The organism is Hoeflea marina (genome assembly GCF_003182275.1).
Lineage (GTDB): Bacteria > Pseudomonadota > Alphaproteobacteria > Rhizobiales > Rhizobiaceae > Hoeflea > Hoeflea marina.
Window position 1 is genome coordinate 1 of record NZ_QGTR01000001.1, and the last position, 25,692, is coordinate 25,692.

Annotated in this window: 27 protein-coding genes; 8 read left to right on the top strand and 19 right to left on the bottom strand. The window is 65.4% G+C overall.

The genetic code is table 11. The features are described 5' to 3' along the window. Window positions 1–236: 236 nt before the first annotated feature. The 4 genes from DFR52_RS00010 to DFR52_RS00025 all read left to right on the top strand — a co-directional run bounded on the left by DFR52_RS00010 (window position 237) and on the right by DFR52_RS00025 (window position 3,572). The gene (locus DFR52_RS00010) at window positions 237–1,145 is read left to right on the top strand and encodes a GntR family transcriptional regulator (protein ID WP_110029903.1); all 909 of its coding nucleotides are present in this window, start codon (window positions 237–239) and stop codon (window positions 1,143–1,145) included. 215 nt (window positions 1,146–1,360) lie between these two features. Further along, the gene (locus DFR52_RS00015) at window positions 1,361–2,056 is read left to right on the top strand and encodes a glutathione S-transferase family protein (RefSeq protein WP_110029904.1); all 696 of its coding nucleotides are present in this window, start codon (window positions 1,361–1,363) and stop codon (window positions 2,054–2,056) included. A gap of 146 nt (window positions 2,057–2,202) precedes the next feature. Beyond that, window positions 2,203–2,625 carry a nucleoside-diphosphate kinase gene (gene ndk / locus DFR52_RS00020; RefSeq protein ID WP_110029905.1) on the top strand — a complete coding sequence of 141 codons (423 nt, stop codon included), beginning with the start codon at window positions 2,203–2,205 and terminating at the stop codon, window positions 2,623–2,625. 209 nt (window positions 2,626–2,834) lie between these two features. Further along, complete coding sequence (locus DFR52_RS00025) at window positions 2,835–3,572, top strand: sulfotransferase family 2 domain-containing protein (protein WP_158284814.1); 738 nt, start codon at window positions 2,835–2,837, stop codon at window positions 3,570–3,572. A gap of 110 nt (window positions 3,573–3,682) precedes the next feature. Here the strand turns inward: DFR52_RS00025 and DFR52_RS00030 are convergent, their stop codons facing one another. The 9 genes from DFR52_RS00030 to DFR52_RS00070 all read right to left on the bottom strand — a co-directional run bounded on the left by DFR52_RS00030 (window position 3,683) and on the right by DFR52_RS00070 (window position 12,121). After that, complete coding sequence (locus DFR52_RS00030) at window positions 3,683–5,035, bottom strand: ferredoxin reductase family protein (RefSeq protein WP_245415132.1); 1,353 nt, start codon at window positions 5,033–5,035, stop codon at window positions 3,683–3,685. 249 nt (window positions 5,036–5,284) lie between these two features. Beyond that, window positions 5,285–5,974: a uracil-DNA glycosylase gene (gene ung, locus DFR52_RS00035; RefSeq protein ID WP_110029907.1), complete on the bottom strand. Its 690-nt coding sequence runs from the start codon at window positions 5,972–5,974 to the stop codon at window positions 5,285–5,287. Continuing rightward, complete coding sequence (locus tag DFR52_RS00040; RefSeq protein ID WP_110029908.1) at window positions 5,971–6,447, bottom strand: molybdenum cofactor biosynthesis protein MoaE; 477 nt, start codon at window positions 6,445–6,447, stop codon at window positions 5,971–5,973. Before DFR52_RS00040 ends, ung begins: the two co-directional genes overlap by 4 nt. Before the next feature lie 3 nt (window positions 6,448–6,450). Next, the gene (gene moaD / locus DFR52_RS00045) at window positions 6,451–6,708 is read right to left on the bottom strand and encodes a molybdopterin converting factor subunit 1 (protein WP_110029909.1); all 258 of its coding nucleotides are present in this window, start codon (window positions 6,706–6,708) and stop codon (window positions 6,451–6,453) included. Continuing rightward, on the bottom strand, window positions 6,705–7,289 hold the full coding sequence (gene pgsA, locus DFR52_RS00050) for a CDP-diacylglycerol--glycerol-3-phosphate 3-phosphatidyltransferase (protein WP_110029910.1): 585 nt from the start codon (window positions 7,287–7,289) through the stop codon (window positions 6,705–6,707). Before pgsA ends, moaD begins: the two co-directional genes overlap by 4 nt. 224 nt (window positions 7,290–7,513) lie before the next feature. After that, window positions 7,514–7,936: a VOC family protein gene (locus tag DFR52_RS00055; protein WP_110029911.1), complete on the bottom strand. Its 423-nt coding sequence runs from the start codon at window positions 7,934–7,936 to the stop codon at window positions 7,514–7,516. Window positions 7,937–8,169: 233 nt separating this feature from the next. After that, on the bottom strand, window positions 8,170–10,245 hold the full coding sequence (gene uvrC / locus DFR52_RS00060; RefSeq protein WP_110031032.1) for an excinuclease ABC subunit UvrC: 2,076 nt from the start codon (window positions 10,243–10,245) through the stop codon (window positions 8,170–8,172). Window positions 10,246–10,307: 62 nt separating this feature from the next. Further along, the gene (locus DFR52_RS00065; RefSeq protein ID WP_110029912.1) at window positions 10,308–11,072 is read right to left on the bottom strand and encodes an SDR family oxidoreductase; all 765 of its coding nucleotides are present in this window, start codon (window positions 11,070–11,072) and stop codon (window positions 10,308–10,310) included. A gap of 107 nt (window positions 11,073–11,179) precedes the next feature. Next, window positions 11,180–12,121, bottom strand: a complete 942-nt coding sequence (locus DFR52_RS00070) for a calcium/sodium antiporter (protein ID WP_110029913.1) — start codon at window positions 12,119–12,121, stop codon at window positions 11,180–11,182. Between the two features lie 281 nt (window positions 12,122–12,402). Between DFR52_RS00070 and DFR52_RS00075 the strand changes: the two genes are divergently transcribed. After that, the gene (locus DFR52_RS00075) at window positions 12,403–13,041 is read left to right on the top strand and encodes an outer membrane protein (protein WP_110029914.1); all 639 of its coding nucleotides are present in this window, start codon (window positions 12,403–12,405) and stop codon (window positions 13,039–13,041) included. Window positions 13,042–13,189: 148 nt separating this feature from the next. Here DFR52_RS00075 and DFR52_RS00080 read toward each other — a convergent pair whose 3' ends face one another. The 7 genes from DFR52_RS00080 to DFR52_RS00110 form a co-directional block, all read right to left on the bottom strand. After that, on the bottom strand, window positions 13,190–13,594 hold the full coding sequence (locus DFR52_RS00080; protein ID WP_110029915.1) for a diacylglycerol kinase: 405 nt from the start codon (window positions 13,592–13,594) through the stop codon (window positions 13,190–13,192). After that, the gene (locus tag DFR52_RS00085; protein WP_110029916.1) at window positions 13,591–15,213 is read right to left on the bottom strand and encodes a phosphoethanolamine transferase; all 1,623 of its coding nucleotides are present in this window, start codon (window positions 15,211–15,213) and stop codon (window positions 13,591–13,593) included. Before DFR52_RS00085 ends, DFR52_RS00080 begins: the two co-directional genes overlap by 4 nt. A 181-nt stretch (window positions 15,214–15,394) precedes the next feature. After that, complete coding sequence (locus tag DFR52_RS00090) at window positions 15,395–15,991, bottom strand: glutathione S-transferase (RefSeq protein ID WP_110029917.1); 597 nt, start codon at window positions 15,989–15,991, stop codon at window positions 15,395–15,397. A 52-nt stretch (window positions 15,992–16,043) separates the two neighbouring features. Then, entirely contained in the window at window positions 16,044–16,775 is a 732-nt protein-coding gene (locus tag DFR52_RS00095) for a ribonuclease T2 family protein (protein ID WP_245415133.1), read from the bottom strand. A gap of 5 nt (window positions 16,776–16,780) precedes the next feature. Beyond that, complete coding sequence (locus DFR52_RS00100) at window positions 16,781–17,236, bottom strand: hypothetical protein (RefSeq protein WP_110029918.1); 456 nt, start codon at window positions 17,234–17,236, stop codon at window positions 16,781–16,783. A gap of 148 nt (window positions 17,237–17,384) precedes the next feature. Continuing rightward, window positions 17,385–17,708 (bottom strand): alpha/beta fold hydrolase, encoded by a 324-nt coding sequence (locus DFR52_RS00105; protein ID WP_245415134.1) that lies wholly within the window; start codon window positions 17,706–17,708, stop codon window positions 17,385–17,387. A 165-nt stretch (window positions 17,709–17,873) separates the two neighbouring features. Further along, on the bottom strand, window positions 17,874–18,761 hold the full coding sequence (locus DFR52_RS00110; protein WP_110029920.1) for a 23S rRNA (adenine(2030)-N(6))-methyltransferase RlmJ: 888 nt from the start codon (window positions 18,759–18,761) through the stop codon (window positions 17,874–17,876). A gap of 86 nt (window positions 18,762–18,847) precedes the next feature. Here DFR52_RS00110 and DFR52_RS00115 point away from each other — a divergent pair, with 86 nt between their 5' ends. Both DFR52_RS00115 and DFR52_RS00120 read left to right on the top strand, forming a co-directional pair. Beyond that, entirely contained in the window at window positions 18,848–20,983 is a 2,136-nt protein-coding gene (locus DFR52_RS00115; RefSeq protein ID WP_110029921.1) for a molybdopterin-containing oxidoreductase family protein, read from the top strand. Between the two features lie 270 nt (window positions 20,984–21,253). Next, window positions 21,254–21,949, top strand: a complete 696-nt coding sequence (locus tag DFR52_RS00120; RefSeq protein ID WP_110029922.1) for a DUF2272 domain-containing protein — start codon at window positions 21,254–21,256, stop codon at window positions 21,947–21,949. A gap of 204 nt (window positions 21,950–22,153) precedes the next feature. On the opposite strand, the gene DFR52_RS00125 is transcribed toward DFR52_RS00120, so the two are convergent. Further along, the gene (locus tag DFR52_RS00125; protein WP_110029923.1) at window positions 22,154–22,636 is read right to left on the bottom strand and encodes a MarR family winged helix-turn-helix transcriptional regulator; all 483 of its coding nucleotides are present in this window, start codon (window positions 22,634–22,636) and stop codon (window positions 22,154–22,156) included. A gap of 128 nt (window positions 22,637–22,764) precedes the next feature. Between DFR52_RS00125 and DFR52_RS00130 the strand changes: the two genes are divergently transcribed. Next, window positions 22,765–23,193 (top strand): organic hydroperoxide resistance protein, encoded by a 429-nt coding sequence (locus DFR52_RS00130; protein WP_110029924.1) that lies wholly within the window; start codon window positions 22,765–22,767, stop codon window positions 23,191–23,193. A 102-nt stretch (window positions 23,194–23,295) separates the two neighbouring features. Here the strand turns inward: DFR52_RS00130 and DFR52_RS00135 are convergent, their stop codons facing one another. Both DFR52_RS00135 and DFR52_RS00140 read right to left on the bottom strand, forming a co-directional pair. Then, a complete protein-coding gene (locus DFR52_RS00135; RefSeq protein WP_110029925.1) occupies window positions 23,296–24,036 on the bottom strand; it encodes a metallophosphoesterase family protein in 741 nt (246 codons plus the stop codon). A gap of 66 nt (window positions 24,037–24,102) precedes the next feature. Continuing rightward, window positions 24,103–25,497, bottom strand: a complete 1,395-nt coding sequence (locus tag DFR52_RS00140) for an HD-GYP domain-containing protein (protein WP_245415135.1) — start codon at window positions 25,495–25,497, stop codon at window positions 24,103–24,105. Window positions 25,498–25,692: the final 195 nt, after the last annotated feature.

The following is a 25,692-nucleotide window of genomic DNA, read 5'->3' on the forward strand; positions in this document are numbered from 1 at the left end:
CCCCTCCGGCCCCGGCCGCCCGGGGGGGGGGGGGGCGGGGGGGGACGGCCCCCCGGCCCCCCCCCCCGCGGGGGGGGGGTTGTTTTTTGTTTTTTGCCCCCCCCCCCCCCCCCCCGGCAGTCCGGCCCTCTTCCGGCTGTCTCTTATCCATAAAAAACCGAGAATCCGGGCTGGCGTCAAATTGTTTTTTATGGATAAATAACAGGGAAAAGAACCAGCGGGGCGCCACGGCAGAGATGAAAAGCGATACCGTCTACAAGCGGACCTTCAACCAGATGCTCGACCTGCTGCGCGAGGTGCCGGTCGGCGACGCGCTGCCCTCGGAGACCGTCCTGGCCCATTCGCTCGGCGCCAGCCGCACGACGATCCGAAAGGTCATCGGCGAATTGTGCGGCCTCGGCCTGCTGCGCTTCGAGGACCGCGTCCGCTACGTGACCAGCCACGACTGCGATGCGGCCTATCATCCGGCGGTGGAGACCGTGTCGGCTTCCGAGCGGCTCGAGAAGCTGTTCATGGAATGGATGCTGCGCGGCGACGCCAGGCCCGGAATGGCCATCAACGAAGCCGAGATGGCGCGGCGGTTTGCCATCTCCACCACCGGCATCCGCGAATTCCTCAACCGCTTCAGCCGCTTCGGCCTGGTCGAGAAACGTCCCGGATCGGGCTGGGTGTTCAAGGGATTTTCCGGGGATTTCGCCTCCGAGCTTTTCGAGATCCGGGAAATGTTCGAGATGCGTTCGGCGCTCGCCTTCTGCCGCCAGCCGCCGGAGGCGCCGGTGTGGAAGAAGCTCAGGCAGATCGAGCAGGAGCACCACGCGCTGCTTGCCGACATCGACGCGCGCTACCACGATTTTTCCGACCTCGACGACCGCTTCCACCGACTCGTCATCCACGGCGCGCCCAACCGCTTCATCGAGGATTTCTACGACGTCATCACCGTCGTCTTCCACTATCACTACCAGTGGAACAAGAAGAGCGAGAAGAGCCGCAACCGGGCAGCCATCGCCGAGCACCTGCGCTACATCGAGGCGCTGACGGCGCGCGACGAGGTCGCGGTCAAAGCCGCCTGCGGCGCCCATCTCGCCTCGGCGCGGCTGACGTTGTTCCAGTCGATGATCCAGGCAGCGCCGGCGGCGGCGGAATAGGGCAGGGCTGGCGCGCATCCCGTTGGACCGCGCCAGCCCTGCCGAGGCGGCCATCCCGAGGCGGCCATCCCGTCGCTCCAGGGTCCGCAATCGACGCCATCTTGCTGGTCGGAGTCGAACCGGGCGAGGACCGTCGATCGCAGGCCGCACCGCTGCATTGGCACGCACCGCCAAATCCTGTAGCTGATGGTCACACGCAATCCCCGGGAGTTTTCATGACCATCAAGCTGTTCGACCTCATCGGCGCCGACGACGCGCGTCCCTTCAGCCCGCATTGCTGGAAGACCATGATGTCGCTTGCCCACAAGGGCTTGCCCTATGAGCGCGAGGGTGTGCCGTTCACCGAGGTGCCGAATGTCGAGGACGGCATCTCGCCGATCGTCCCGGTGATCCGCGACGGCAGCCGCATCGTCGCCGACAGCTTCCTCATCGCCGACTATCTCGAGGAAACCTATCCCGACCGGCCGAGCCTGTTCGGCGGCGAGGGCGGCCAGGCGGCGGCCCGCCTCGTCGAGGGCTGGAGCCAGACCAGCCTTCACCCGGCGCTCGGCGTCATCGCCCTGCTGGAGATCCACGACCGCCTGGCCCCCGCCGACCAGGCCTATTTCCGGTCGAGCCGGGAAAGCCGCATGGGCAAGACGCTCGAGCAGGTGACCGAGGGCCGCGCTGCCGAGATCGCTGGCTTTGCCGCCCGGATGCAGCCGCTGCGCCACATGCTGAAATCGCAGCTGTGGATCGGCGGCTCAGAGCCGCTGTTTGCCGATTACATCGTCTTCGGCGCGCTGCAATGGGTGCGTGTCACCTCCACGGCGCAGCTGCTCGACGCCGCCGATCCGGTGGCGCAGTGGTTCGAGCGCTGTCTCGACCTGCATGACGGCCTGGGCCGCTCGGTGCCGGCCGCCTCGGCCTGAGCCCGGCGAAAACGCCGTCGCCCCCTTGTGGGACGCCGCCATGGCGGCTATTTAGGCGCCAACCCGGGCCGGATCTTCTTCGGCCCGGCTTTTTGCACCCCATTTGGCCCGCTCACCGGCGGGCAAACCGCTAAAGGAATGAGACCATGGCGATTGAACGCACATTCTCGATGATCAAGCCCGACGCCACCAAGCGCAACCTGACCGGCGCCATCACCAAGGTATTCGAGGACGCCGGCCTGCGCGTCGTCGCCTCCAAGCGCGTCTGGATGAGCACCCGCGAAGCCGAAGGCTTCTATGCCGTGCACAAGGAACGCCCCTTCTTCGGCGAACTGGTGGAAGGCATGACCTCCGGCCCGACCGTCGTCCAGGTGCTGGAAGGCGAGAACGCCATCCTCAAGAACCGCGAGATCATGGGCGCCACGAACCCGGCCAACGCCGACGAGGGCACCATCCGCAAGACCTTCGCGCTGTCCATCGGCGAGAATTCGGTCCACGGCTCCGACGCTCCGGAAACCGCGGCCGAAGAAATCGCCTACTGGTTCGCCGGCACCGAAATCGTCGGCTGAGCGACAGCATCGCCGCCGGACATCCGGCGCGCCTGATCGGAATGCGGAAGGCGGCTCCCGGGCCGCCTTCATGATGTCGGGACCTGCGACGCCGGTGTCGGGCGGTGCGGCCAAGCCGGCGAGAAGCGCCCTGGCTGTTTCATGGACAAAGGCTGTGCTCCGGCCCCGATTGCAACAAGAATACGGGCTACTGGCTGAACGTCGCTTCCGTGCGTAGCATCGCCGCCGCCGCTGCTGGCCGCCGGCATTCGAGAAGGTTCGTTCCGCTGCTCTATTCCCTCACACACAAGTTCATCTTCATCCACGTGCCCAAGACCGCCGGGCTGAGCATCACCCGGCTTCTCCGGCCCGCGTCGCTGCCCAGTCGGCCCAGATCGCAGTTCCGCCGGGTGCTGTCGAAGCTGCCGATCCCGGAACGGCCGGAGAAGGCCTATTTCCCGATGCACACCACCGCGCGCTGGTCCCGGCTGAAATATGGCGCCGAGCGTTTCGACGCCTTCTACACATTTGCGCTGTTGCGCAATCCGTATGATCTGTTCGTTTCCCGCTACAACTTCATTCTGAACGGGCAGACCCACCACAACGCCGCACGATACAGCGCCATGAGCTTTCTCGACTTTGCCCGCGTCGAGAAGGACAAGCTGCGCTTCGGGGCCCGCGACCAGACGAGCATGCTGGATGACGGCAGCGGACGGATCATCGTCAGGAACCTGTTCCGCTTCGAAAATCTGGAAGCATCCGTCAGTCGCATCTGCGCGGATATCGGCGTCTCGCCCGAGGCGCCTCTGCCGCGGGCGCATGTGATGCCCCGCGCGCATTATTCGAGCTACTACAGTGACGAGAGCAGGGCGATCGTCGAAACCATCTACGGGCGCGATCTCAAGGCTTTCGGCTATGAGTTCGACCGGGATGTCGATCCCGATCCGGTGGTCCGTCCCGTCGGTTGAGGCGCCATGTCGCGGGCCCGTTGCCGTATGGGAAGCGCCGGGTGCGGTCCTTGCGTCTGCCAGCCGGGCTCAATGTCACGTGCCGGGTCTCCGCGCCGGCCTCAGGCGTTTCACCGCATGCTGAACAGCTCCTGGTGAAACCGCCTGCCGGTGTCCATGCCATGGGCGGCGAAGTCGGATCTGAGCGCATCGCCGAAACCGACGGGTCCGCAGAACCAGAAGCTGGCGTCACGCCAGTCAGGCACCACCTTGCGGATGCGGGCGCCCGTGAGCGTGCCGTCCCTGGCGTCGATCAGGATATGCAGCCGCACATCCGCATCCACCGCGTCGGCCGCCAGCCGCGCCAGCGCCTCCTCGTCGAGATCGGCCGTGGTGTGGAACAGGTCGATGATCTGCGGGGCCGTGCCCGGGGCGTGCTTTCGCGCGTGCGCGAGATGCTTCATGCGGGCGATGAACGGGGTGATGCCGATGCCGCCACCGATCCAGACCTGGCGCCTGGCGTCGTCGTCGAAGGTGAAGCAGCCGTAGGGGCCTTCGATCCTGACCTGCTGGCCGACGCCGAGCTTCTCGGCAAGACGGCGCGTGTGGTCGCCCAGCGCCTTGATGATGAAGCTGATCGACGGATCCGCCGGGTCCCATGCCGAGGCGATGGTGTAGGGGTGGGCGCCTTCCTGACTGTCCGAGGTGGCAAAGGCGAACTGGCCGGGCTTGTGGCCGGGCCAGCCGGGCTGCAGCCGGATCCGGGTTTCGAGCGCCTGCACGCCGGGAAAGGTGCGGATCTCGGCAATCGTCCCTGTTACCTGCCGTCTTCCCGCCACGCGCCTGAACACAACCACCACGGCCGCGAAGCTGCCGGCGGCCAGCAGCAGTGCGAGGCTGATTCCCAACGGCGAGGTCCAGTAGCTGAATTTCGTCAGCACCACGGTGTGGAAGGCGAGCACGAGATAGAACACGGCCAGATACCGGTGCGTCTTGAAGAACAGCCGGTATGGAATGCGCGGAATCAGCGCCGCGGCAATCAACAGAACAGTCGCGTAGAAGGCCCATTCCCCCAGCCCTTCGGCAGGGTCGCGCAGTCCGGCGAGGGATTGTTCGATCGCGCTGGTCGGTTCCGGCCGCTCGCCGCGCTCCGGGCGCGCCATCAACCCCAGGCCGATGGCCCATTTCGGAACCTCCGACCACAACCAATGGACGACAGCGAAGATCAGCGCCGCGATGCCCAGCCATTTGTGCAGGCGGTACATCTTGTCGAGACCACCGAGCCATCGTTCCGGCCAGCGCGGCCTCAGCGCCAGCACCATGGCGATGCTCATGGCGGCGATCGCCAGCACGCCGCTGTATTGCATCATGTATCCGCGCAGCGCCAGCACGCTTCCGGCCTCGAAAACGGAGGGATCGGCGGCTATCCAGAGCAGCGTCATGAGCGCGAGCGCGGCCCAGAAGACAGACTTGATGGTTCTCACTGCCAGGTCCTTTCACACATCCCGCCGGGATCGTGAGTTCGGTCCGTAATCCACGACCCGTCCTGTCATAGGATGATCGCCGAGAGCGTGACTTGTCTCAGATCAAGATTTCCGGACTTTTCCTGCTGCCGCGATCCGCCCGGGCCTTTCCGAAAGGCCGGGCGTCATCTTGGACTCGGACCGCCATGGCTCTGCGATTGACTGAAAGGCAGAAGCGTCCGTGTGCAAACGGTGATGGATGCCGGACCGTCAGGCGGTCGGGGGTAGCTGCCAGTCGATCGGCGACATGTCGTTCTTCTTCAGGAAGGCATTGGTCCTGGAGAAATGCCGGCACCCCAAAAAGCCGTTATGCGCCGACAGCGGCGAGGGGTGCGCCGCCGTCAGCACCAGATGGCGGCCGGCGTCGACGAATGCCGCCTTCTTCTGCGCATAGGCGCCCCAGAGCAGGAACACCACCGGATGCGGCAGGTCGTTGACCCGGGCGATCACCGCATCGGTGAACTGCTCCCAGCCGCGTCCGCGATGCGAGGCGGCAAGGCCGCGCTCGACGGTCAGCACGCTGTTGAGCAGGAGCACGCCCTGCCGCGCCCAGCTTTCGAGGTTGCCGTGCCCGGCCCGGGGGATGCCGAGATCGGCCTCGAGTTCCTTGTAGATGTTGGTCAGCGACGGCGGGGTGCGCACGCCCGGCTGCACGGAAAAGCACAGGCCGTGCGCCTGACCCTCGCCATGATAGGGATCCTGGCCGAGGATGACCACCTTGACCTTGTCGAGCGGAGTCAGGTCGAGCGCCGAAAAATACTCGGCTCCCCTGGGGAATATCTGCTTTCCCGAGGCGATCTCGGAATTCAGGAATGTCCTCAGATCCGTCATGTAGGCGCTGTCCAGATCCTCCGACAGGGCCGCCTTCCAGCTCTCGTCAAGTCTGACGGTAGCACTCATGAGTCCTTCCGCCACCGCTCCCTGGCGGCATCGTCGGCATCCTTGGCCGAGACCCAGTCGCCGCTGGAGCCATCCTTCAGGTGCTCCTTCTTCCAGAAGGGCGCCTCGGTCTTGAGATAGTCCATCAGGAATTCGGCGCCCTCGAAGGCGGCGCGGCGATGCGGCGCTGCGGCGAGCACCAGCACGATGTTGCCGCCCGGGGCGATGCGGCCATGACGGTGGATGGCGGTGATGGCATTGAGCGAGAACCGCGCCACTGCGGTCTCGGCGATGCTCGTGATCGCCTTTTCGGCCATTCCCGGATAGTGCTCGAGTTCGAGGCTTTCAAGCCGGCCGCCGTCGTCCCGGCACAGGCCGGAAAAAGTCACCACCGCGCCGATGCCTGTCCGGCCCGCGGTCATCGCGGCGATCTCGGCGGCGATGTCGAAATCAGCCGCCTGGATGCGGACGGTGACCGGGACGGGCGCCGGCATGGCTCAGCCGCCCGTCATCGGCGGAAACAGCGCGATCTCGCGCGCGGAGCCGATCGGCTCGGAATGTTCGACATGCTCCTGGTCGATGGCGGCGCGGATGACGCCGGGCATCTGGAATGCCGCCTCGTATTCCTCGCCCAGCGTCGCCAGATGCGCGATCAGATCGCCGACGGTGGCCACGCTCGCGGGCACGTCGATGACCTCCGATCCCTTGCCGATGCGCTCGCGCACCCAGGCGAAATAGACGATGTTGACGCTCATTCATTCACCACATGGCGGTAGCCGGCGCGGAAATAGTCATAGCCCGTGTAGATGGTCACCAGGGCCGCGATCCACAACAGGCCGATGCCGATCTGGGTGGTGTAGGGCAGCACCTTGTCGCCGGCGGGGCCCGCAAGCAGGAAACCGAGCGCCACCATCTGCAGCGTGGTCTTCCACTTGGCGATCCAGGTCACCGGGACCGAGACCTTGAGCGCGGCGAGATACTCGCGCAGGCCGGAGACCAGGATCTCGCGGCACAGGATGATGATCGCCGCCCAGATGGTCCAGCCGGCAATGGTGCCGTCGGCGGCGACCAGCAGCAGGATCGAGGAGACCAGCAGCTTGTCGGCGATCGGGTCCAGCATCCGTCCGATGTTCGAGGTCTGATCCCAGATCCGGGCGAGATAGCCGTCGAAGAAGTCCGTCACGGATGCGAGGACGAAGATGCCGAGCGCCGCCCAGCGGGCGATGTCGGAGCCGTGCAGCCGGCCCTCGAGGAAGAAGCAGAGCACGATCAGGGGAACCGCCAGGATGCGGCCATAGGTGAGCAGGTTCGGTATGTTGAGTGCGCGGGAGGCCATGGGACGCCTTGTGTCTGAGATGTGGCCAGATGAACGGCTTGACCCGGCAAGGTCAACCGCAATCGGATTGCTCCGGTCACTATGCCGCAATCTTTTAGCGCAATTGCGCAGAAAAGCCACCGGAGGCCAGCCCGACATCGAAAAAGCCTCCGGCCCGGTGCTGGTGCGGGCCGGAGTGTCGCAAATCGGCACACAGTCAGGCCCGCCTGGCTGTGTGCCGGGGGTCAGAGACCGAAGCTCACATGGCCGTTCTCGTCGATCGCCCACGCCGGATTGAAGGCGATTTCCCAGCCATGATCGTCGGGATCGGCGACATAGCCGCGGAAGCCGCCGTGCACCGGCGCGTCGCCGGGCCGGAGCAGGCGTCCGCCGGCCTGCACCAGCCGGTCGATGAGCGTGTTGACCGCCTCGACCGAGCCGACATTGTGCGCCAGTGCAAAGGCGCCGGGCGAGACAAGGCCGGGGCGCTGCATGTCCTTCTCCAGTTCCGGCTTCAGCCAGGTGCCGAGCACCAGCCCGTTCATCTGGTAGAAGGCGATCTCGGGATTCTCGAACACCGGCGTCCAGCCAAACCCTTCACCGTAGAAGCGGCGGGAGCGGGCAAGATCGGCGATGCCGAGCGTGATGACGGAAATCTGCTGCTGCATGGTCAAAACCTTTCATTCGCGGCCCGCGTGATTGCGGGCGCGGGGAAGGTCTTGGGACCGGAGCCGGGCACCATGCCGAGCTGCGGAAAGGACCCGCACGTGGCGGGGGTCGGGCCAACCGCACCGACCTGACCTGTTTCAGACAGTCTCAATCTGGACCAGCCGGGCGAGGATTTCAAGATCCGCCGGGCGGTCGGGCTGCCCGCGCACCACCACCGCCGTGGATCCTGCGGCTACGTCTTGTTCTCGTGGAAATGGTTGTAGATGAGTTCCGCCGTCGACTGCGAGATGCCGTCGACGGTCAGCAGGTCCTCGACGCCGGCGCGCGACACAGCCTTGGCGGTGCCGAACGCCATCAGCAGCGCCCGCTTGCGGGTAGGGCCGATGCCGGCGATCTCGTCGAGCGGATTGCGCACCATTTCCTTCTTGCGCCGGGCCCTGTGGGTGCCGATGGCGAAGCGGTGCGCCTCGTCGCGCATGCGCTGCACGAAATACAGCACCGGATCGCGTGGCGGCAGCGTGAAGGGCTGGCGGCCGAGCATGAAGAAGCGCTCGCGCCCGGCCTCGCGGTCCATGCCCTTGGCCACCCCGATGGCGGTCACCTTGTCGGCGATGCCGAGTTCGTCGAGGATGGCGCGCACCGCCGTCATCTGGCCCTGGCCGCCATCGATCAGGATCAGGTCGGGCCAGGCCGGGAAGGCGCCGGTGTCGAGAAGCTCGCTGCCGGTCTCGATCTGGTCGGCCGCGCCGGGCAGCACGCCTCCGGCATCCGCGCCGGGGTCGCCTGGGGCCGGGGTTTCATCTGCCGGGGCAGGACCCTCGCCGTGCTCCTTGATCAGCCGCGAGAAGCGCCGCTGCATGACTTCCTTCATCATGCCGAAATCGTCGCCCGGGGTGATCTCGGTCGAACGGATGTTGAACTTGCGGTACTGATTCTTGACGAAGCCTTCGGGTCCGGCGACGATCATGCCGCCCACCGCGTTGGTGCCCATGATGTGCGAGTTGTCGAACACCTCGATGCGGCGCGGGACTTTCGCCAGCCCGAATGTGGTGGCCAGCCCCTCCAGCAGGCGCGCCTGCGACTGGGTCTCGGCCAGATGCCGTCCATGCGCCTCGCGCGCGTTCTGCAGCACGTCGTCGGTCAGTTCCTTCTTCTCGCCCCGATGCGGCACGGTGATGGTGACCTTTCTGTCCGAGCGCACAGACAGCGCCAAGGCGAGCAGCGCCCGGTCGGCAAAATCCTCCGAGATCAGCACCAGCTTCGGCGCCGGCTTGTCGTCGTAGAACTGGCCGATGAAGGCGCCCAGCACCTCGCCGGGCTCCAGCGACGGATCCGCCTTGGGGAAATAGGCGCGGTTGCCCCAGTTCTGTCCGGTGCGGAAGAAGAACACCTGGATGCAGGCGAGCCCCGAATCGGTGTGGATGGCGAAGACGTCGGCCTCGTCGACCGTCTGCGGATTGATGCCCTGGTGGCCCTGCACATGCGACAGCGCCGACAGCCGGTCGCGGTAGACGGCGGCGCGCTCGAAATCCATCTCGTCGGACGCCTGCTGCATCGCCGCACCGAGATGCGACTTCACCGCCTGGCTGCGGCCGGAGAGAAAGTCCCTGGCTTCGCTCACCAGTTCGGCATAGCCATCGAGGCTGATCTCGCCGGTGCAGGGCGCCGAGCAGCGCTTGATCTGGTAAAGCAGGCACGGCCGCGTGCGGCCCTCATAGGTGGAATCGGTGCAGGTCCTGAGCAGGAAGGCGCGCTGCAGCGCGTTGATGGTGCGGCCCACCGCGCCGGCGGAGGCGAAGGGGCCGAAGAAGTCGCCCTTGCGCGAGCGCGCGCCGCGGTGCTTGAAGATCGCCGGCGCCTCGTGGTCGCCGGTGATCAGGATATAGGGAAACGACTTGTCGTCGCGCATCAGCACGTTGAAGCGCGGCTTCAGCCGCTTGATCAGATTGGCCTCGAGCAGCAGCGCGTCGGTCTCGGTGCGCGTGGTGACGAACTCCATGTTCGTCGTCTCGGCGATCATCCGGGTGATGCGGTTGGTGTGGCCGCGGCCCTGGGCGTAATTGGTCACCCGCTTCTTCAGGCTGCGCGCCTTGCCGACATAGAGCACGTCGCCGGCAGCATTCATCATCCGGTAGACGCCGGGCTGGTTGGGCAGATGCCTGACCAGCACCTGGATCACCTCGGCGCCCTTCAGACCCGGGGTAACGCCCGGACTTTCATTCCACTCCACCGGCGCGAGGATGTTGTCTGCGGGGGCGACGCTGGCGGCATCGTCCTCCTCGTCGTTGTCGTTCTCGTCATAGACCATGCCGCCGTCGGAGACGGGCGTATCGGCGCTGCGGCCTGGCGATTTCGGGGTCGGGGAACGGCTCATTCTGCGATGTTTGCAACATCTGGCGTCTGCCACGCAAGATGCTGACCTCCGTCCAGGGCAATCATCTGCCCGGTGATCGATCCGGTCTCCCACAGGTAGCGGATGGTGCTGCCGAATTCCTTCAGCTCCGGCCCGTGGCCCAGCGGCACGGAGTCCGCCTGTTGGGCGAAATCCTCGGCCGACTGCCGCTCGTTGGCCAGCGTCGGCCCGGGGCCGATGGCGTTGACGCGGATGCGCGGCGCCAGCGCCTGCGCCATGGTCTGCGTTGCCGTCCACAGCGCCGCCTTGGACAGTGTATAGGAGAAGAACTTCGGCGTCAGCCGCCAGACCCGCTGGTCGATCATGTTGACGATCAGCCCGTGCGAGGTGGCGGGAAGGCCCCTGGCCATGGCCTCGGCCAGGATCAGCGGCGCCTTGAGATGAATGGCGAAATGCCGGTCGAAGCCGGCCTCGTCGAAATCGTCGGCGGCATCCTCCTGGAACACCGAGGCATTGTTGACCAGCAGGTCGATCGGCCCCAGGGCCTCGGCCACCTCGGCGTGCAGCCGCCGGACCGCCGCCGCGTCGGAGAGGTCGGCCAGGAACACCCGCGCCCGGCCGCCGGCGGAGCGGATGGCCTGCGCCACGGACTCTGCTTCCTCGCCGGAGCGGTTGGCATGCACGGCGACGTGAAATCCGTGGCGGCCGAGATCTTCGGCGACGGCGCGGCCGATCCGGCGGCCGGCGCCGGTAACCAGCGCGATCTTACCCTGTGGTGTCATCAAGCCGTCCTGTCTGAGTCCCCGTGCAGGTCAAGTTGTCTCGCGTCCGCCGTGCTGGTGCAAGTCCCGCCGGCCAGGCGAGTGCGGTCCCGGCGACGCGGACGGTGCTAGAACACCGACGCGATGTAGACGCCGAAGGCCGCCAGCATGGCGATGCCGCCGAGCTTCCTGATCGGCACCGACCAGTGCGCCAGCGCCACCACCAGCAAGGCCGTGGCCAGCATCACCCACATGTCGATGTGAATCACGCGCGCATCGACATCGAGCGGCAGAATCACGCCGGTCAGTCCGAGAATGAGCCCGATGTTGAAGATGTTGGAGCCGACCACATTGCCGATCGCCACCGCGCCGGACCGGCGGTAGGCGGCCATTAGCGAGGTCACCAGTTCCGGCAGCGAGGTGCCGACGGCGACAACGGTCAGTCCGATGGCGGTTTCCGAGGCGCCGAGCAGCCGGGCGATCGCGGACGCCGCGTCCACGGTCAGCCAGGCCCCGATGGGAAGTCCGACGAGGCCGCCGGCCATGAACACGGCGATCCATGTCGTTGACAGCAACTCGTGCGCCGGCTCGGGGCGGTCGCAGGCCGGTGGCATCGCCAGCCGTCCGCGGCGCGCCGAATGGATCTGCCAGCCGATATAGCCGAACATGATCGCCAGCAGCACGGCGCCGTTGAGGCGGGTGATCTGGCCCGAGGCCATGAAGGCCATCAGCACGGCACTGACCAGCACCATCACGATCAGCGAGACGCCGATGCCCTTCTCATTGCTGTGGATCGTCATCAAGAGCGCCGGAGCGCCCATCACCAGCAGCACATTGGCGATGTTGGAGCCGACCACATTGCCGATGGCGATTCCCGACTCGCCGTTGAACGCCGCCTGCAGGGACACGAACAATTCCGGCGCCGAGGTGCCGAATGCCACAACAGTTAAGCCAATGATAAGAGGATCGATGGCCAGACGCTCGGCCAGGCCGACGGCGCCGCGGACCAGATAGTCACCTGCCACAACGAGCAGGATCAGGCCCGCAACCAGCGTTAATATGCTTATCATAGGGAAATACGGGCTTTCTGGTGAGGTTTCGATAGGCCCCATATAGGCTGTGGCGGCCTCAATGCAACGCCGCGCCGCCGGCCCCGTGCCTGCTCGTCCCTGAGCAAAGCCGAATTTGTTGCCCGTCCGCAACAGCCGGGGGCGCCTTGTTTGTGCCGCGTTGTTTCCACATTTCGGCTCCGCGCCCGCCGCATTCATCCACCATCTTAGGCACTCGAGGGGGACGGAACCCAACCCGACTTCATCCGTTGTGATGATGGAAATAAACCAAGGAGTTTTCTATGCGTACGACCAAAATGGCGCTTCTCGCCGCCACCATGATGCTGCCATTGTCGTTCTCGGCCCATGCCGCTGACGCCATTATGGACCAGCCCGCCGAGCCGCCGGTTGCCGACCTGGCGACCGCTCCTGCCTATCTGTGGGCCGGTGGCTATGCCGGTGTGTTCGGCGTCTACAGCCGCGGCGACACCGATGTGGCCGGCGACGGCAACAACGGTTTCGGCGGCGGTGTCTACGGCGGCTACAACTGGCAGATGGACAACTTCGTCTACGGTGTGGAAGCCGATGTTGCGCTCAGCAACAATGACACCTCCAATGGTCTCGTTGGCGCCGAGCAGGGCGTGAACGGTTCGCTGCGTGCCCGTCTCGGCTATGACGTCAACCCGTTCCTGGTCTATGCGACCGGTGGTCTGGCCGCGTCGAAGTTCAAGCTCAACGATGCCACGTCCGACGACAGCAATGTCCACTACGGCTACACCGTTGGTGCCGGCGCCGAAGCGTTCCTGACCAAGAACATCACGGCCCGCGTCGAATACCGCTACACCGACTACCAGTCGAAGGATTACGATCTCGACCTGGGTACTGTGTCGAGCGGCTTCGATGACAACTCGGTCCGCGTCGGTCTCGGCGTCAAGTTCTGATCCGACATCGCCGGCAATCTTTGCCGGTGTGTTTGCAAGCCCGGGCGTTCGCGCCCGGGCTTTTTTGTTTCGCGAATGGAATGGCCAGGGACCTGATCGGTGCTGGCCGCGATGGCGTCTGCGCGGCTGCCGGCGCCTGTGTTCGGCTTCAGATGCCGAACAGGTGACTTCCCACCACATAGGCGGCCCAGATGCCGTTGATCAACAGCAGGCAGAAGACGGCGAACGAGCCCAGATCCTTGGCATGCTGGCCCATGGAGGAGATTTCCGGGGAAACCCGGTCGACCAGTTCCTCGATGGCGGTGTTGAGCGCCTCGATGGCGATCAGCAGCAGGAACAGCACCAGGGCGCCCACATGGGCGGTGGCATCGGCGCCGATGGCCGTGAACACGACGACGATGCAGCCATAGGAGATCGCCTCGTGCCGGAACGCCGCCTCCTGCCAAAGCCGCATGAGGCCGCCGCCGGAATACCGCGCGGCGGCGAATGCGTGGCGCCAGCCTTCGATCTTGACAGGCCGTCGCTGCGAGCCCGGCTCTCCGTGCTCGCTCATTGGCTTGCCGCCTGCCGGCAGCCGTTGCTCAGGTCGAGTTTCGGGTCGCGGCTGGCTGCGATGATGTCCATCATGCCGAGCGCTGTATGATAGAGATTGTCATGCGAGACTTCTTCACCGGCCAGCGCTGAAATGCAAGCCCGGTCGATCTTCGCCGCACCGGCAAATCCGTCCGACATCCACATCACGAAGGGCACATGTGTCTGTTCGCGCGGGGCGAACATGTAGGGCGTGCCATGCAGGTACAGGCCTTTCTCACCCAGCGATTCGCCGTGATCGGACATGTAGAGCATGGCGCCGGACAGGGTGTTCGCGCGCGCCTTCAGCCTGTCGATCACGCCCGAGAGGATGTGGTCGGTGTAGAGGATGGTGTTGTCATAGGCATTGACGATCTCCTCCTGGGTGCATTCGGCGAACTCCGCCGTGCGGCAGTCGGGGACAAAGCGTCTGAATTCGTCCGGATAGCGCAGGAAATAGGCCGGGCCGTGGCTGCCGAGCTGGTGCAGCACCAGCACCGAATCCGAGGAGACGCCGTCGAGCCAGCCATCGAGGCGGTCGAGCAGGATCCCGTCGAGACATTCGTGGCTGACGCAGTAGGCAGGATCGTTGAGCGCGGAGAAGTCGGTCGACGCCGACCGCGCGGCGACACCCTTGTCACCGGTGTTGTTCTCCCACCATTCCACCTGCACACCGGCATGGCGCAGGACGTCGAGAAGGTTCTCTGTGTACTGGCCGCGCTCGAAGCTGAAGTCGCGGCGGCCGAACTGCGAGAACATGCAGGGGATGGAGGTGGCGGTGGCGGTCCCGCAACTGGTGGCATTGGGGAAATAGGTGATGTCCTGCTTCTCGAGCAACGGGTTCGTCGTCCGACTGTAACCGCCCAGCGAGAAGTTCTGCGCGCGCGCCGTCTCGCCGGCGACAATGATCGTCACCATGGGTTTGCGGTCCGCCGCCGCAGCAATGCCCCTGCGCGCGTCGGCATCGACGACGACGACTTCGCGATTGATGTTGCTCGCGGTCTGGAACGAATATTGCGACACGCTGACCAGCGGCGTCACCGGAGTGAGATATTTCAAAAGATCCCTGTGCTGGCGCAGCGTCGACGCAATGGCCGGCATCTGCAGCGCCGCGCTGGCGACGAAGATCGCCGCCAGCATCACGGTCAGCCCGGCGTTCCAGGCGAGCTTGGCCATGAACGGCCGGTGCACGATCCGGATCCAGGCGATGAGCATGGCGGGCACGATCGCGAAGAGCAGATAGTGCAGCAGGAATCCCGGCGTCATCAGGTGGCCGGCTTCGGCCGGCGTCGTCTGCACCGTGTTGAGGATCATCTCGCGGTCGATGACGGCGCCGAACGAATCAGTGAACCAGGCGGTCGCCGCCGCGATCAGGATGAGCAGGATGAAGATGGGCTTGGTCAGGTACTTGACCGAGACGACGACCATGCAAATGGCGAAGCCTGCGGAAATCGCGATCGCAAACGCCCAGAAGCCGGCGGAACCGTCGCCGAAGTAGTCGGACGCCTTGGTCCAGAATGTCGCGTTGAACGCGAGCACGAGATAGGCAGCCACCAGTAGGCTGAGCAGTTCACTGCGGATGTGCGGGCGTTTGAGATGCATCGAACCATCCGTACGGGCGGGGCCACATTCTGTTTGACGACTCCGACCGGGGCTTGCGGCATGACCGTCCGTCTGACCACACCGCACCGCGCGGGGTGGTCAGACGCCGTCGATCTAGAACTTGTCTTTGTTTCTTGCAAGAACCAAGGTGACGCAGCCTCGCCGCACCGGCGATGTTCGGTCAGCCCTTCGGCCGCAGTCCGTCGAGCTCGGGGAAACTGATCGAGAATTTGCGCGAGAACGCCTTGAGCTTGGGCCGCCCGCGTTCCCACTGGCCCGGAAAGCGCAGCGCCAGGTAGGACGTCATGGCGGCAACCGAAAAATGGCCGCCGTGAAGCGTCTTGCCGAGTCTCGGCATGTTTGCCTCCAGATGGTCCATGCCGCGTTCGGCCTTGGCCCACTGCCGCTCGATCCAGTCCTGGTGCACCTTTTCCTCCGGCCGCATGCGCTTTTCGTAGACGATGGCGAGCAGGCAATCGCAGATGCCGTCGGCGAGGGCCTCGAGCACTTCGGCGTCGGTCCGCTTTTCGCCCTTGCGCGGATAGATCCGCCTGCTGCCCTCGCGATCGAGGTAATGCATGATGGCGCGGCTGTCATGAATGCCGCGGCCGTCATCGAGGACAAGCGTCGGAATCTTGCCGAGCGGATTGGCGGAGATGAGCTCCGCGGGATCCTTGCTGGTTTCGACGATCACCGACTCGAGGTCCATGCCCGCATGCTGGGCGGCCATTCGCACCTTGGCGGAATAGGGGGAGGCGGGGGAATAGAGGATTTTCATGGGATACCTTCTGCAATGATCGGACGAGGCCGGGACGGTGGGGAGCCACCGGTCAGCGCGGCGGCGGAACGGCCAGGCTTCCGGCCTGGCAGCCCGCGGCGTCGACTTCGCGGCAGGCGCGGAACTCCAGCGCATGGGTAAGGCAGATGCGCACTTCCTGCAAGCGCCCGCCCTTGCAGACGGCTGCGATTCCGGTCCGGCTCATGCCGGGATTGGCATCGACGAAGGCGCTTTCAGCCGCCGTAGATGAAAGGTTGCGCGGCGAGTCGGCAAAGACCTGCGGAATGGCGATCCGCGCCCGCGCCGCGCGTGTGACGCGAAAGAAATCCTGCTGGCTCAGCCCCGCGCACAGACCGTGCTTGCGCCACATGTGCCCCAGCAGCCCCATGCTGGGGACCAGATCCAGCATCGGTGCGCCCGCCGCCTCCGTCACCCTTTCGGACAAGGCGGAGGCGCAGTATTGCGGATAGCCGTGCTCGAACTGCGGCCAGAGGCCGTGGACGACAAAGCCGAGTTCCCGACCGGACGCGCATTGGCCGCCGCCGCCGGCATCGGCGCCCAGGCAGTAGCTGGGCGACCAGGACAGCGCCAGCACGTAGAAATCAAATCCCTTGCCGCGGGGGAGATCGGCGGGAACAGGCGAGGGCTGCGATGTCTGCGAAGCCCGCGGGGCAGCGGCGTCTTGGGTCGCGGTGTCGCCACCATCCGCATCCGAACAGCCGGAAAGTGCCACAAGCAGTGCCGCGGCAGCGGCGACCGGCCGCAGCAAGGAGCCGACCGTCACGGCGCTCAGCGCACCGAGCGGCACCAGGCGCCGTAGACCTTGAAGGGGTCGAGGCCGGAGATGCAGAACTCGACATTGTCGGCAATCCCGGCAAATCCCATGCCGGCTTCGATCAGATACCAGATCTCACGCTTGTGGCCGTCGTTCATCCGGGCTGTCGCGTGGCAGTAGAGCCGACCGATCGGCTCGCCATATCCCGCGGGGACGACGCGGTTCGTCTCCGGATGATGGATGGCGTCGATCGCCAGGCCGCGCTTGAGCAGGTGCTGGTCGGTCCAGACGAACCGCTTCTGAATGTAGGTGAGCACCTGCGGCGCCTCGCAGGCTGGAAAGTTGCCGCCGGTGAAGGCGCGCGCCGGCGTCGCGGCGACAGGCATCAGCGCGGTGATGGCAAGCAGCCCCGCCATGGCGAGGCGAAGCGCGGCGGCGCCGGCGGGACGGCGTGAAGTGCGGATGCTCATCAGGATTTCCTTTGTGCTGACCGAATCTTGGAACGCCAAGCGGGCAAACAATGATCAAGTGCCGCAGGGGCGTCAAGTCAAGGGCTGGCGCGCGAAATGGTTGCTTTGGCGTTCATCGTCGCGCGGCGCCGCCGCCGGAGCGCGGCCCTCAGGCGAGGGGGGCGAGCATCGCCGCGATGATCGCCTCGGGAGCATCCTCCCGGAGGAGATGGCCGGCATTGGGCACCCGGATGAGCCTGCCGCCGGCGATGAGCTGCCCGAACTCGCGATACAACATGTCCTGGCGGTCGAGCGGCCAAGGGGAGCGCAGCGCTGCAGGCAGGCCGTTCTGGACGCCGAGCCACACGTCCTGGCCATCGCACATCTCCGACTGCCCGTGGCCGATCAGGTCGAAACAGTGCACGGTCCAGTGCCGCGCCAGGAGCGGCGCGATGCGGCGCCAGACCTGGCTGGAAAATGGTGTTCCGTGCACCAGCACCACCGGCCACCGGCGGATGCGGCCCCATGCGACGCGGTCGCCCCGGCGCCGGAAACGGTGTGGCAGATCGAGCGTGGGGGCCGTGTCGCCATCTCCGCACGACTGTCACGCATCTGCCGGTCCGTGCCGCATTGGCCTCGCGGCGGCCGCGGCGCTCCACTACTCGGGCCTCTCCTCGCCCACCAGCCTCATCACCCGGCTGGACCCGCCTGCGCCGGTGGCAAGCAGCTTGGCAAGCTCCGGCAGCACCGCGCGAAGCTCGGCTTCCAGCGTGAAGGGCGGGTTGACGATCACCAGTCCCGAGCCGTTCAGCCCGGGCGCGTTCTTGTTGTTGCGGACCATGATTTCGGCGGCCAGCGTGTTGGGTCGGCCCAGCGCCTGCACCTTCTTGTGGAAGGCGTCCACGGCGCTGTCGATCTTGATCGGATGCCACAGGCAGTAGGTGCCGCCGGCAAAGCGCCGGGTGGCGCGGGCCAGGCCATCGACCATACGGTCGAATTCACCCTCGATCTCGAAAGGCGGGTCGATCAGCACCAGGCCGCGCTTTTCCTTCGGCGGCAGGTGTCCGCCCAGCGCCAGCCAGCCGTCGAGTTCGGTGACGCGCGCCTGATAGTCGCCGGCAAACAGCGCGGCCAGCTGCCTCGCGTCGGCAGGGTGCAATTCGATCGCCGAGAGCCTGTCCTGCTTGCGCATCAGCATGCGGGTGAGCTTCGGCGAGCCGGGATAGAGCCGGATGCCGCCGTCGTGCTCCTTGCCTTCCGGAGCCGCCTCGGCATTGAGCTGCCTGACCGCGTCAAGCCAGGGCGCGAGGAATGCGGTCAGTGCCGGCGACTTCTTGGCGGCGATCACCCTGCCGACACCCTCGCGCCATTCGCCGGTGGCCTGCGCCTCCTTGCCCGAAAGGTCGTAGAGGCCCGGACCGGCATGGGTGTCGATAACCCGGAAGGCGTGGTCCTTCCGCTTGAGGTAGGTGATGATCGAGGCCAGCACCGCGTGCTTGAGCACGTCGGCGAAATTGCCTGCATGATAGGAATGCCGATAATTCATCGTCGCCGCTGATGCCCCGGTGAAATGATGTGATGGCCCGCATGCCGACCGTGGCGCGGTGCGTTGCTTTCCCTTATAGAGGAAGCATGACCGATGCGACACCTTTCCCCAAATCTTCCCGGCAATCCGCAGGTCCGGTGTTCGGCCACACCGCCTGTCCCCACGACTGCCCCTCGACCTGCGCGCTCGATGTCGAGCTCTTGTCGACCGGACGTATCGGCCGGGTGCGGGGTGCGAGCGACAACAGCTACACCGCCGGCGTCATCTGCGCCAAGGTGGCCCGCTATGCCGAGCGCATCCATCATCCCGACCGGCTGCTCAAGCCGCTGATCCGGTCCGGCGCCAAGGGCGAGGGCACCTGGAAGGAAGCGAGTTTCGGCGCGGCGCTGGACCTGATCGCCGAGAAGTTCAATGAAGCCGAGGCCAGGCACGGCCCGGAAACGGTATGGCTCAACTACTATGCCGGCACCATGGGCCTGGTGCAGCGCGACGGCGTGCACCGGCTGCGCCACGCCAAGGGCTATTCCAACCAGTTCGACTCGATCTGCATCAACCTGTCCTGGACCGGCTACACCATGGGCGCCGGCGCGCTGCGCGGCCCGGATCCGCGCGAGATGGCGAAATCCGACTGCGTCGTCATCTGGGGCACCAACGCGGTGTCCACCCAGGTCAATGTGATGACCCACGCCATCCGCGCCCGCAAGGAGCGCGGCGCCAGGATCGTCGTCATCGACATCTACGACAACCCGACGATGAAGCAGGCCGACATCAAGATCCTGCTCCGCCCCGGCACCGACGGCGCCTTCGCCTGCGCGGTCATGCACGTGCTCTTCCGGGACAATCTCGCCGATCGGGATTATCTCAACGAATACAGTGACGACCCGGCCGGTCTTGAATCGCATCTTCAGACCCGCACGCCGGAATGGGCTGAAGCCATCTGCGGCGTTCCCGCGGCCGAGATCGAGGCCTTTGCCCGGCTTGTCGGCACCACGGCCAAGACCTATTTCCGCCTCGGCTACGGCTTCACCCGGCAGCGCAACGGCTCGGCCAACATGCATGCGGCGCTGTCGCTGGCCGTCGTCACCGGCTCGTTCCGGCACGAGGGCGGCGGCGCCTTCCACTCCAACTCCGACATCTTCCGGCTCGACAAGTCGGAGCTTGAGGGCCGCAGGCATTTCGATCCGCGCCGCCGCTGGCTCGACCATTCCCGCATCGGCCGGGTGCTGACCGGGGAGGCCGAGGCGCTCAATGGCGGCCCGCCGGTGACCGCGATCATGTTCCAGAACACCAACCCGGCCAATGTCGCGCCCGAGCAGCGCAAGGTGATCGCGGGTCTCAAGCGCGACGACCTCTTTGTCGTCGTGCACGAGCAGTTCATGACCGACACGGCCAAGCTCGCCGACGTGGTGCTGCCGGCGACCATGTTTCTCGAGCACGACGACATCTATCGCGGCGGCGGCCACCAGCATGTGGTGCTCGGCCCAAAGCTGGTCGATCCGCCCGAGGGACCGAAGACCAACCACTATGTCTACGAGGAACTGGGAAAGCGCCTCGGCGTCAGCGGGTGCCAGGGCTTCGGCATGAGCGAGCGCCAGCACATCGACCGCATGCTGGAAAAACGCGGGCTCGGCGACTTCGAGTCCTTCGAGGCGGAGAAATGGGCCGACCTGCAGCCGGATTTCCGCACCGCGCATTTCCTAGACGGTTTCGGCCACAAGGACGGCAAGTACCGCTTCAAGCCGGACTGGACCGGCACGCCGGCCGTCACCCGGCCGCCCGAGCGCGTCGGTCCGCTCGGCCCGCACGAGCGGCTGCCGCTGTTTCCCGACCATGTCGAGCTGATCGAGACCGCCGACGAGGCGCATCCGTTCCGGCTCGCCACCTCGCCGTCGCGTTCGTTCCTGAATTCGAGCTTCGCCGAAACGCCCGGTTCGAAGGCCAAGGAGCGGCGGCCCGAGTTGATGATCCATCCGGACGACGCGGCGGAACTCGGCATCGAGGACGGCGGCCGGGTCAAGCTCGGCAATCTGCGCGGCGAGATCGCCATGCATGCCCGCCACGATGCCGGCCAGCGCCGCGGCGTGGTCATCCACGAGGGCCTGTGGCCGAACTCGGCCTTCGCTGGCGGCGAGGGCATCAACGCGCTCACCGGCGCCGACGCCTGCGCCCCCTATGGCGGCGTGGCCTTCCACGACAGCCGGGTCTGGGTGAGGGCAGGGTAAGCACCGCGGACGCGCCGCCTGCAAAGAGCTTCGAGTGCATGGTTCGCCGATTGCCACGCGCTTGCGCATATCGGAGGGCGCGGCCGCCCTCATTTCCAAGATATTCCCACAGAACCCCGTTGGTGCACCGCATTGTGTGGATACCAATAGATTTACATTCAAACGAATGTATGAATCGGAATTAAATTCAAAGCAATTACAATAAAGCAACGTATATATTCTGAGAAAAATGTAATATGATGCAGTATCTGTTACATTGGGGGGGTGGGTATGAGCTTTTTGCATTCATTGTTGGCCATGGCCAACGCGGAGTGGAATTTCTTCGGTAATGACATCGGAAGAAAGGATAAGATATTGAACGGAAAGAATAAGGAGGCAGTGGAGCCCTATTCATCTCGCGTTGCCGATTACTGGCTTTCGATAGGCGCGTCTGAATACAAAAAACTTGTAAGCAAATATGCGAAGAGCAAGGGAAGGCTTGACGGAACCACGAAATTGGCATGGTCCGCCGCGTTCGTTTCCTACTGCATGCAGCAAGCGGGCGCCGGAAACAAATTTCCCTATTCGTCGGGCCACGCCACATGGATTGTACAATCCATCAACAACAGAAAAAACAATAAATTGAAGGCGTCACTCGTCGGCTATAAGTTGGGGGAGGAGGTCTTGCGCGTGGGGGATCTCATCGGTCGCCCAAGGGGTGCGGATGCAAAATTGTCTTATGAACAAGCGCCCGCCAAGGGATGGTTCACGAGTCACACCGATATCGTTGTCGAAATCGACAAGACAAGAAAGAAGGCGTTTGTCATCGGCGGAAATGTCGGGCAGTCCGTGAGTAAGTCTGAGGTTTCGATTGACGGAGATGGGCATCTGAACGATGCAGAGGGGTGGTTCGTGCACATTCGGAACAATATCGAATTCCCAAACGTCGCTGATGTCGGTGATCCAACGACCGCCCAGGTGGGATAAAGGGCCCTTTTAGGATTAGGGCGGAGAGGGCATCAACGCGCTCACCGGCGCCGACGCCTGCGCCCCCTACGGCGGCGTGGCCTTCCACGACAGCCGGGTCTGGGTAAGGGCAGGGTAAGCCGACGGGCGGCCAATTGGCGACCAGGGCCGTTGGGACGACGGTCTGCGAGGGGGGCTTTGAACGCCCGCCACCATGACCGGAAGTCAGGCGTCTCCCCTTGCCTCCGCCTCTGCCTGCTTCTTCAGTGCGGCGCGGATCTTGCCCAGCGTCTCATGCACGCCCATCAGTTCCGGCATCGGCACGCCGAAGGCTTCCGTCAGGCAGGTCGGAATGTGCTGCACGTCGGCGCGCATGGCGTCGCCGGCCTTGGTGAGCTTGACCCGCACCTTGCGCTCGTCCTCGCGGTCGCGCTTGCGCTTGACCAGGCCCTGCCCCTCCAGCCGCTTGATAAGCGGTGTCAGCGTCGAGGATTCGAGATACAGCCGCTCGCCGATGGCGCCGACGGTGAGATTGTCACTTGCCCAGAGCACGGTGAGCACCAGATACTGGGGATAGGTAACGCCAAGCGGCGCCAGCAGCGGCTTGTAGACCTGCCCGACCGCGTGATGGGTGGAATAGAGGTCGAAGCACAGCATGGCCTCCACCTGAATGCAGGCCAGTTTCGCGGTCTTGCTCTGGTCGGTCATGGAACGTCTCCTTGGGGGCCAGCCTATGTCGCGCACGATGCAATCGCAAGCGCGTGCGGTTGACAGGCCGCGGCTCTGCGAATATATATCGTGCACGACTTAATCGTATGCAATAGAAGGATGATCCCATGCCCACGAAAATCGTCTATTCCACCAATGCCACCGCAACCGGCGGCGGCCGCGACGGCAAGTCCCGCACCCATGACGGCGCGGTCGACGTCAATCTGGTCGTTCCCAAGGAAATGGGCGGCCCCGGCGGCGATGGCGTCAATCCGGAACAGCTCTTCGCCACCGGCTACGCCGCCTGCTTCATGGGCGCCATGCGCTTTTATGCCAACCAGAAGAAGGTCAAGGTTCCCGACGACGCGACCGTCAATGTCGAAGTCGGCATCGGTCCGCGCGAGGACATGGGGTTCGGCCTCGACGTCAAGATCAAGGTCTCGCTGCCGGGCGTCGACAAGGATGTCGCAGAGGACCTGATCGCCGGCGGCCACAAGGTCTGCCCCTATTCGAACGCCATTTCCGGCACGCTCGACGTGACGCCCGAGCTGGTCTGAGCCGGTTTGAGCCAAAAAAGAGGGCGGGGTGGCGAGAGCTGCCCCGCCTTCCGCCGCGCCGGCAGTGGGGAGTGGCCCTGACACGCGCGGGCAGGGGTGGGGTCAGGCCGGTGGCATCCGACCCGTGCGGATCGAGTGCGCCACTGCCTCGCGGCCGGCGGCTTCCGCCTGGCGCGCCGCCGCCTCGAAGTCGTAGGGCACCGCCCGCAGTTCCGCCGCCCAGCCTTCCGCAAGCCTCTCCACGATCGCATAGCGGGCGTGCGGCGCACCGGTTTCCATGACATGGGGCACCGGCAGGGTGTCGCGATAGCCGGGCATTCCGACGCTTCCCGGATTGACGACGAGGATGCCGCCGACGCTGACGATGCGCGGCGTGTGGGTGTGCCCGCACAACACCAGCCGGGCCTCGCCGCTGCCGGCCAGCCGGCGCAGGATCGCCTGCTCGCTGTCGACCATCGGCCGTCCTGACGTCACATCCTCGAGCAGGTATTCGAGATCGCCGCCCGCCGGACTGCCGTGGCAGGCGAAGACCTCCCCCTCGGCCAGCCTCAGGGTGGCGGGGAGTGACTTGATCCAGTCCATGTGCGCTTCGGACAGGCGTGGCCGCGCGAAGACATCGGAAAAGCCGGTCCCGCCCTCGATGAGCTGGCGCTCGTGGTTGCCGGCGATGGTCGCGCAATCAAGGCCCATCTGCACATCGGCGCTGCCTGCCGGGTCGAAGGGGCCGGAGACGAGGTCGCCAAGATTGACGATCAGGTCGGGGGCGGCGGCGCCGAGATGCCGAAGCACGGCGTCGAGCGCGATCCGGTTGCCGTGGGTGTCGGCGATCACTGCTATCCGCATCGAAACATCTTCCGGAAACAAGGGCTTGCCGCGCAAGTATGGAGAGAGTCGCCGGTGGCGGCAAGCTCAGGCGGCGAGCGTGTCTGCTTCCAGCTTCCGCAATCCGCGCTTGAGCGCCGCCACGCAGGCCGGATCGAAGGCGAGGTCGATGTCCTTGTCGAGGATCGCCAGCGCCTGGGCAATCGGCATTGCCGCCCGGTAGGGCCGCTCCGCCGACAGCGCGTCGAACACGTCGGCGACGGTCAGGATGCGGGCCTCGAGGCAGATCTCGTCGCCGGAGAGGCCGTAGGGATAGCCCTTGCCGTCGAGCCTCTCGTGGTGGGCGCCGGCCACCGGGGCGATGTCGGCAAAGGCTGCTGCGCGCTCAAGGATCCGTTCGCTCATGAGCGAGTGGCTGCGGACGGATTTCCATTCCTTCTCGTCGAGCTTGTCGGGCTTGTCGAGGATCTGGTTGGAGACGGCGAGCTTGCCGATGTCGTGCAGCAGCGCCGCGCGCCTGAGCCAGCGCCGGTGCGGGTCGGACAGACCCATCTCCTCGGCGATCATGTCGGTGTAGAGCGTCACCCGGTTGGAGTGGTCGGCCGTAAACGGACTCTTGGCGTCGACTATGTCGGAGAAGGCGGCGGCGATGTCGTCGAGATAGTCCTCGTCGACAATGTCCTGCTCCTGGCCCGCGGCCATGGCAAACACCCTGGCCTCCAGCTCGTCGCCGCCGAGAACGCGCCAGAACTCGGGGTCGGCCTGGGCGCGGATGAAGGCCTCGACCAGGGCCGGATCGAACCAGCTTCCCGATCGCGCCTTGATTTCCGCCAGCGCGGCGTCCTGGCCCTGCTCGTGGTGGAACACGTCCGCCACCTGCGCCAGCAGCGCGATGTTGGCGTTCAGCGGGATGGCGTCGCCGCCCAGCCCTTCGGGCTTTCCCGATCCGTCCCAGTGCTCGTCGAGCGACCGGATGCCGTCCTGGACAAGGCTCGAGAATCGCATCTTGCCGGCGATGTCGGCGCCGCGATGGCAACGGGTCTCGATCAGGCTCCTGGAAATTTCGCCGCCGTTCTGCAGGATGTTGACGATGGCGCGGATGCGTTCGCTGAGCCCCGATTCCAGACCCGTCTTCTTGAACACGAAGCGCAGCGCCGCGCTCAGGCTGCCGTCGACGGTCTTGAAGTCGCGTTTGAAGGAGATGTCGTCGGTCAGATAGAGTTCGCAGATGCGCGCCGCGTTCGAGCTGCAGCCCAGATCCTTGAGCAGGATGGTGTAGCGCAACTCGGTCATCGCCGCCTCGTCGAGGCCGAGCGCCAGGCCGACATGGGCGCCGATCCAGCAGCTGCGCAGGCAGTGGCCCTGCGGCTGTCCCTCTGTCAGATCGAGCGCGAAGCTGAGGGCGCCCAGCAGCGACGACAGGTTCATGCGGCCGCTGGCGGGCTCCACCTTGTCCTGCAGGTAAACGGATCTCGCGGCCATGTCAGCTCTCCCGGTGCGGCGGGAGAATGACGGCTGCGGCTTAAAGTTCCGCTAATGCGTGTCGCCCGAAAGTGTGCAGCGGTTTCGGGACCACGACATGCAGAACAGAGAGCTAAAACACATCGTGCGAATCTGAATTCCCGCGATGTGCTTTGGCGCCAGCTGCCCGAAAGCGGGCAGCACCGGACCGGCCGG

Excerpts from the sequence above, each read along its gene's own strand:
- DFR52_RS00010 (WP_110029903.1), top strand. The coding sequence starts at position 237 with ATGAAAAGCGATACCGTCTACAAGCGGACCTTCAACCAGATGCTCGAC.
- DFR52_RS00015 (WP_110029904.1), top strand. The coding sequence starts at position 1,361 with ATGACCATCAAGCTGTTCGACCTCATCGGCGCCGACGACGCGCGTCCC.
- ndk (WP_110029905.1), top strand. The coding sequence starts at position 2,203 with ATGGCGATTGAACGCACATTCTCGATGATCAAGCCCGACGCCACCAAG.
- ung (WP_110029907.1), bottom strand. The coding sequence starts at position 5,974 with ATGAGTGCTACCGTCAGACTTGACGAGAGCTGGAAGGCGGCCCTGTCG.
- DFR52_RS00040 (WP_110029908.1), bottom strand. The coding sequence starts at position 6,447 with ATGCCGGCGCCCGTCCCGGTCACCGTCCGCATCCAGGCGGCTGATTTC.
- moaD (WP_110029909.1), bottom strand. The coding sequence starts at position 6,708 with ATGAGCGTCAACATCGTCTATTTCGCCTGGGTGCGCGAGCGCATCGGC.
- pgsA (WP_110029910.1), bottom strand. The coding sequence starts at position 7,289 with ATGGCCTCCCGCGCACTCAACATACCGAACCTGCTCACCTATGGCCGC.
- DFR52_RS00055 (WP_110029911.1), bottom strand. The coding sequence starts at position 7,936 with ATGCAGCAGCAGATTTCCGTCATCACGCTCGGCATCGCCGATCTTGCC.
- uvrC (WP_110031032.1), bottom strand. The coding sequence starts at position 10,245 with ATGGTCTATGACGAGAACGACAACGACGAGGAGGACGATGCCGCCAGC.
- DFR52_RS00065 (WP_110029912.1), bottom strand. The coding sequence starts at position 11,072 with ATGACACCACAGGGTAAGATCGCGCTGGTTACCGGCGCCGGCCGCCGG.
- DFR52_RS00070 (WP_110029913.1), bottom strand. The coding sequence starts at position 12,121 with ATGATAAGCATATTAACGCTGGTTGCGGGCCTGATCCTGCTCGTTGTG.
- DFR52_RS00075 (WP_110029914.1), top strand. The coding sequence starts at position 12,403 with ATGCGTACGACCAAAATGGCGCTTCTCGCCGCCACCATGATGCTGCCA.
- DFR52_RS00080 (WP_110029915.1), bottom strand. The coding sequence starts at position 13,594 with ATGAGCGAGCACGGAGAGCCGGGCTCGCAGCGACGGCCTGTCAAGATC.
- DFR52_RS00085 (WP_110029916.1), bottom strand. The coding sequence starts at position 15,213 with ATGCATCTCAAACGCCCGCACATCCGCAGTGAACTGCTCAGCCTACTG.
- DFR52_RS00090 (WP_110029917.1), bottom strand. The coding sequence starts at position 15,991 with ATGAAAATCCTCTATTCCCCCGCCTCCCCCTATTCCGCCAAGGTGCGA.
- DFR52_RS00100 (WP_110029918.1), bottom strand. The coding sequence starts at position 17,236 with ATGAGCATCCGCACTTCACGCCGTCCCGCCGGCGCCGCCGCGCTTCGC.
- DFR52_RS00110 (WP_110029920.1), bottom strand. The coding sequence starts at position 18,761 with ATGAATTATCGGCATTCCTATCATGCAGGCAATTTCGCCGACGTGCTC.
- DFR52_RS00115 (WP_110029921.1), top strand. The coding sequence starts at position 18,848 with ATGACCGATGCGACACCTTTCCCCAAATCTTCCCGGCAATCCGCAGGT.
- DFR52_RS00120 (WP_110029922.1), top strand. The coding sequence starts at position 21,254 with ATGAGCTTTTTGCATTCATTGTTGGCCATGGCCAACGCGGAGTGGAAT.
- DFR52_RS00125 (WP_110029923.1), bottom strand. The coding sequence starts at position 22,636 with ATGACCGACCAGAGCAAGACCGCGAAACTGGCCTGCATTCAGGTGGAG.
- DFR52_RS00130 (WP_110029924.1), top strand. The coding sequence starts at position 22,765 with ATGCCCACGAAAATCGTCTATTCCACCAATGCCACCGCAACCGGCGGC.
- DFR52_RS00135 (WP_110029925.1), bottom strand. The coding sequence starts at position 24,036 with ATGCGGATAGCAGTGATCGCCGACACCCACGGCAACCGGATCGCGCTC.
- DFR52_RS00140 (WP_245415135.1), bottom strand. The coding sequence starts at position 25,497 with ATGGCCGCGAGATCCGTTTACCTGCAGGACAAGGTGGAGCCCGCCAGC.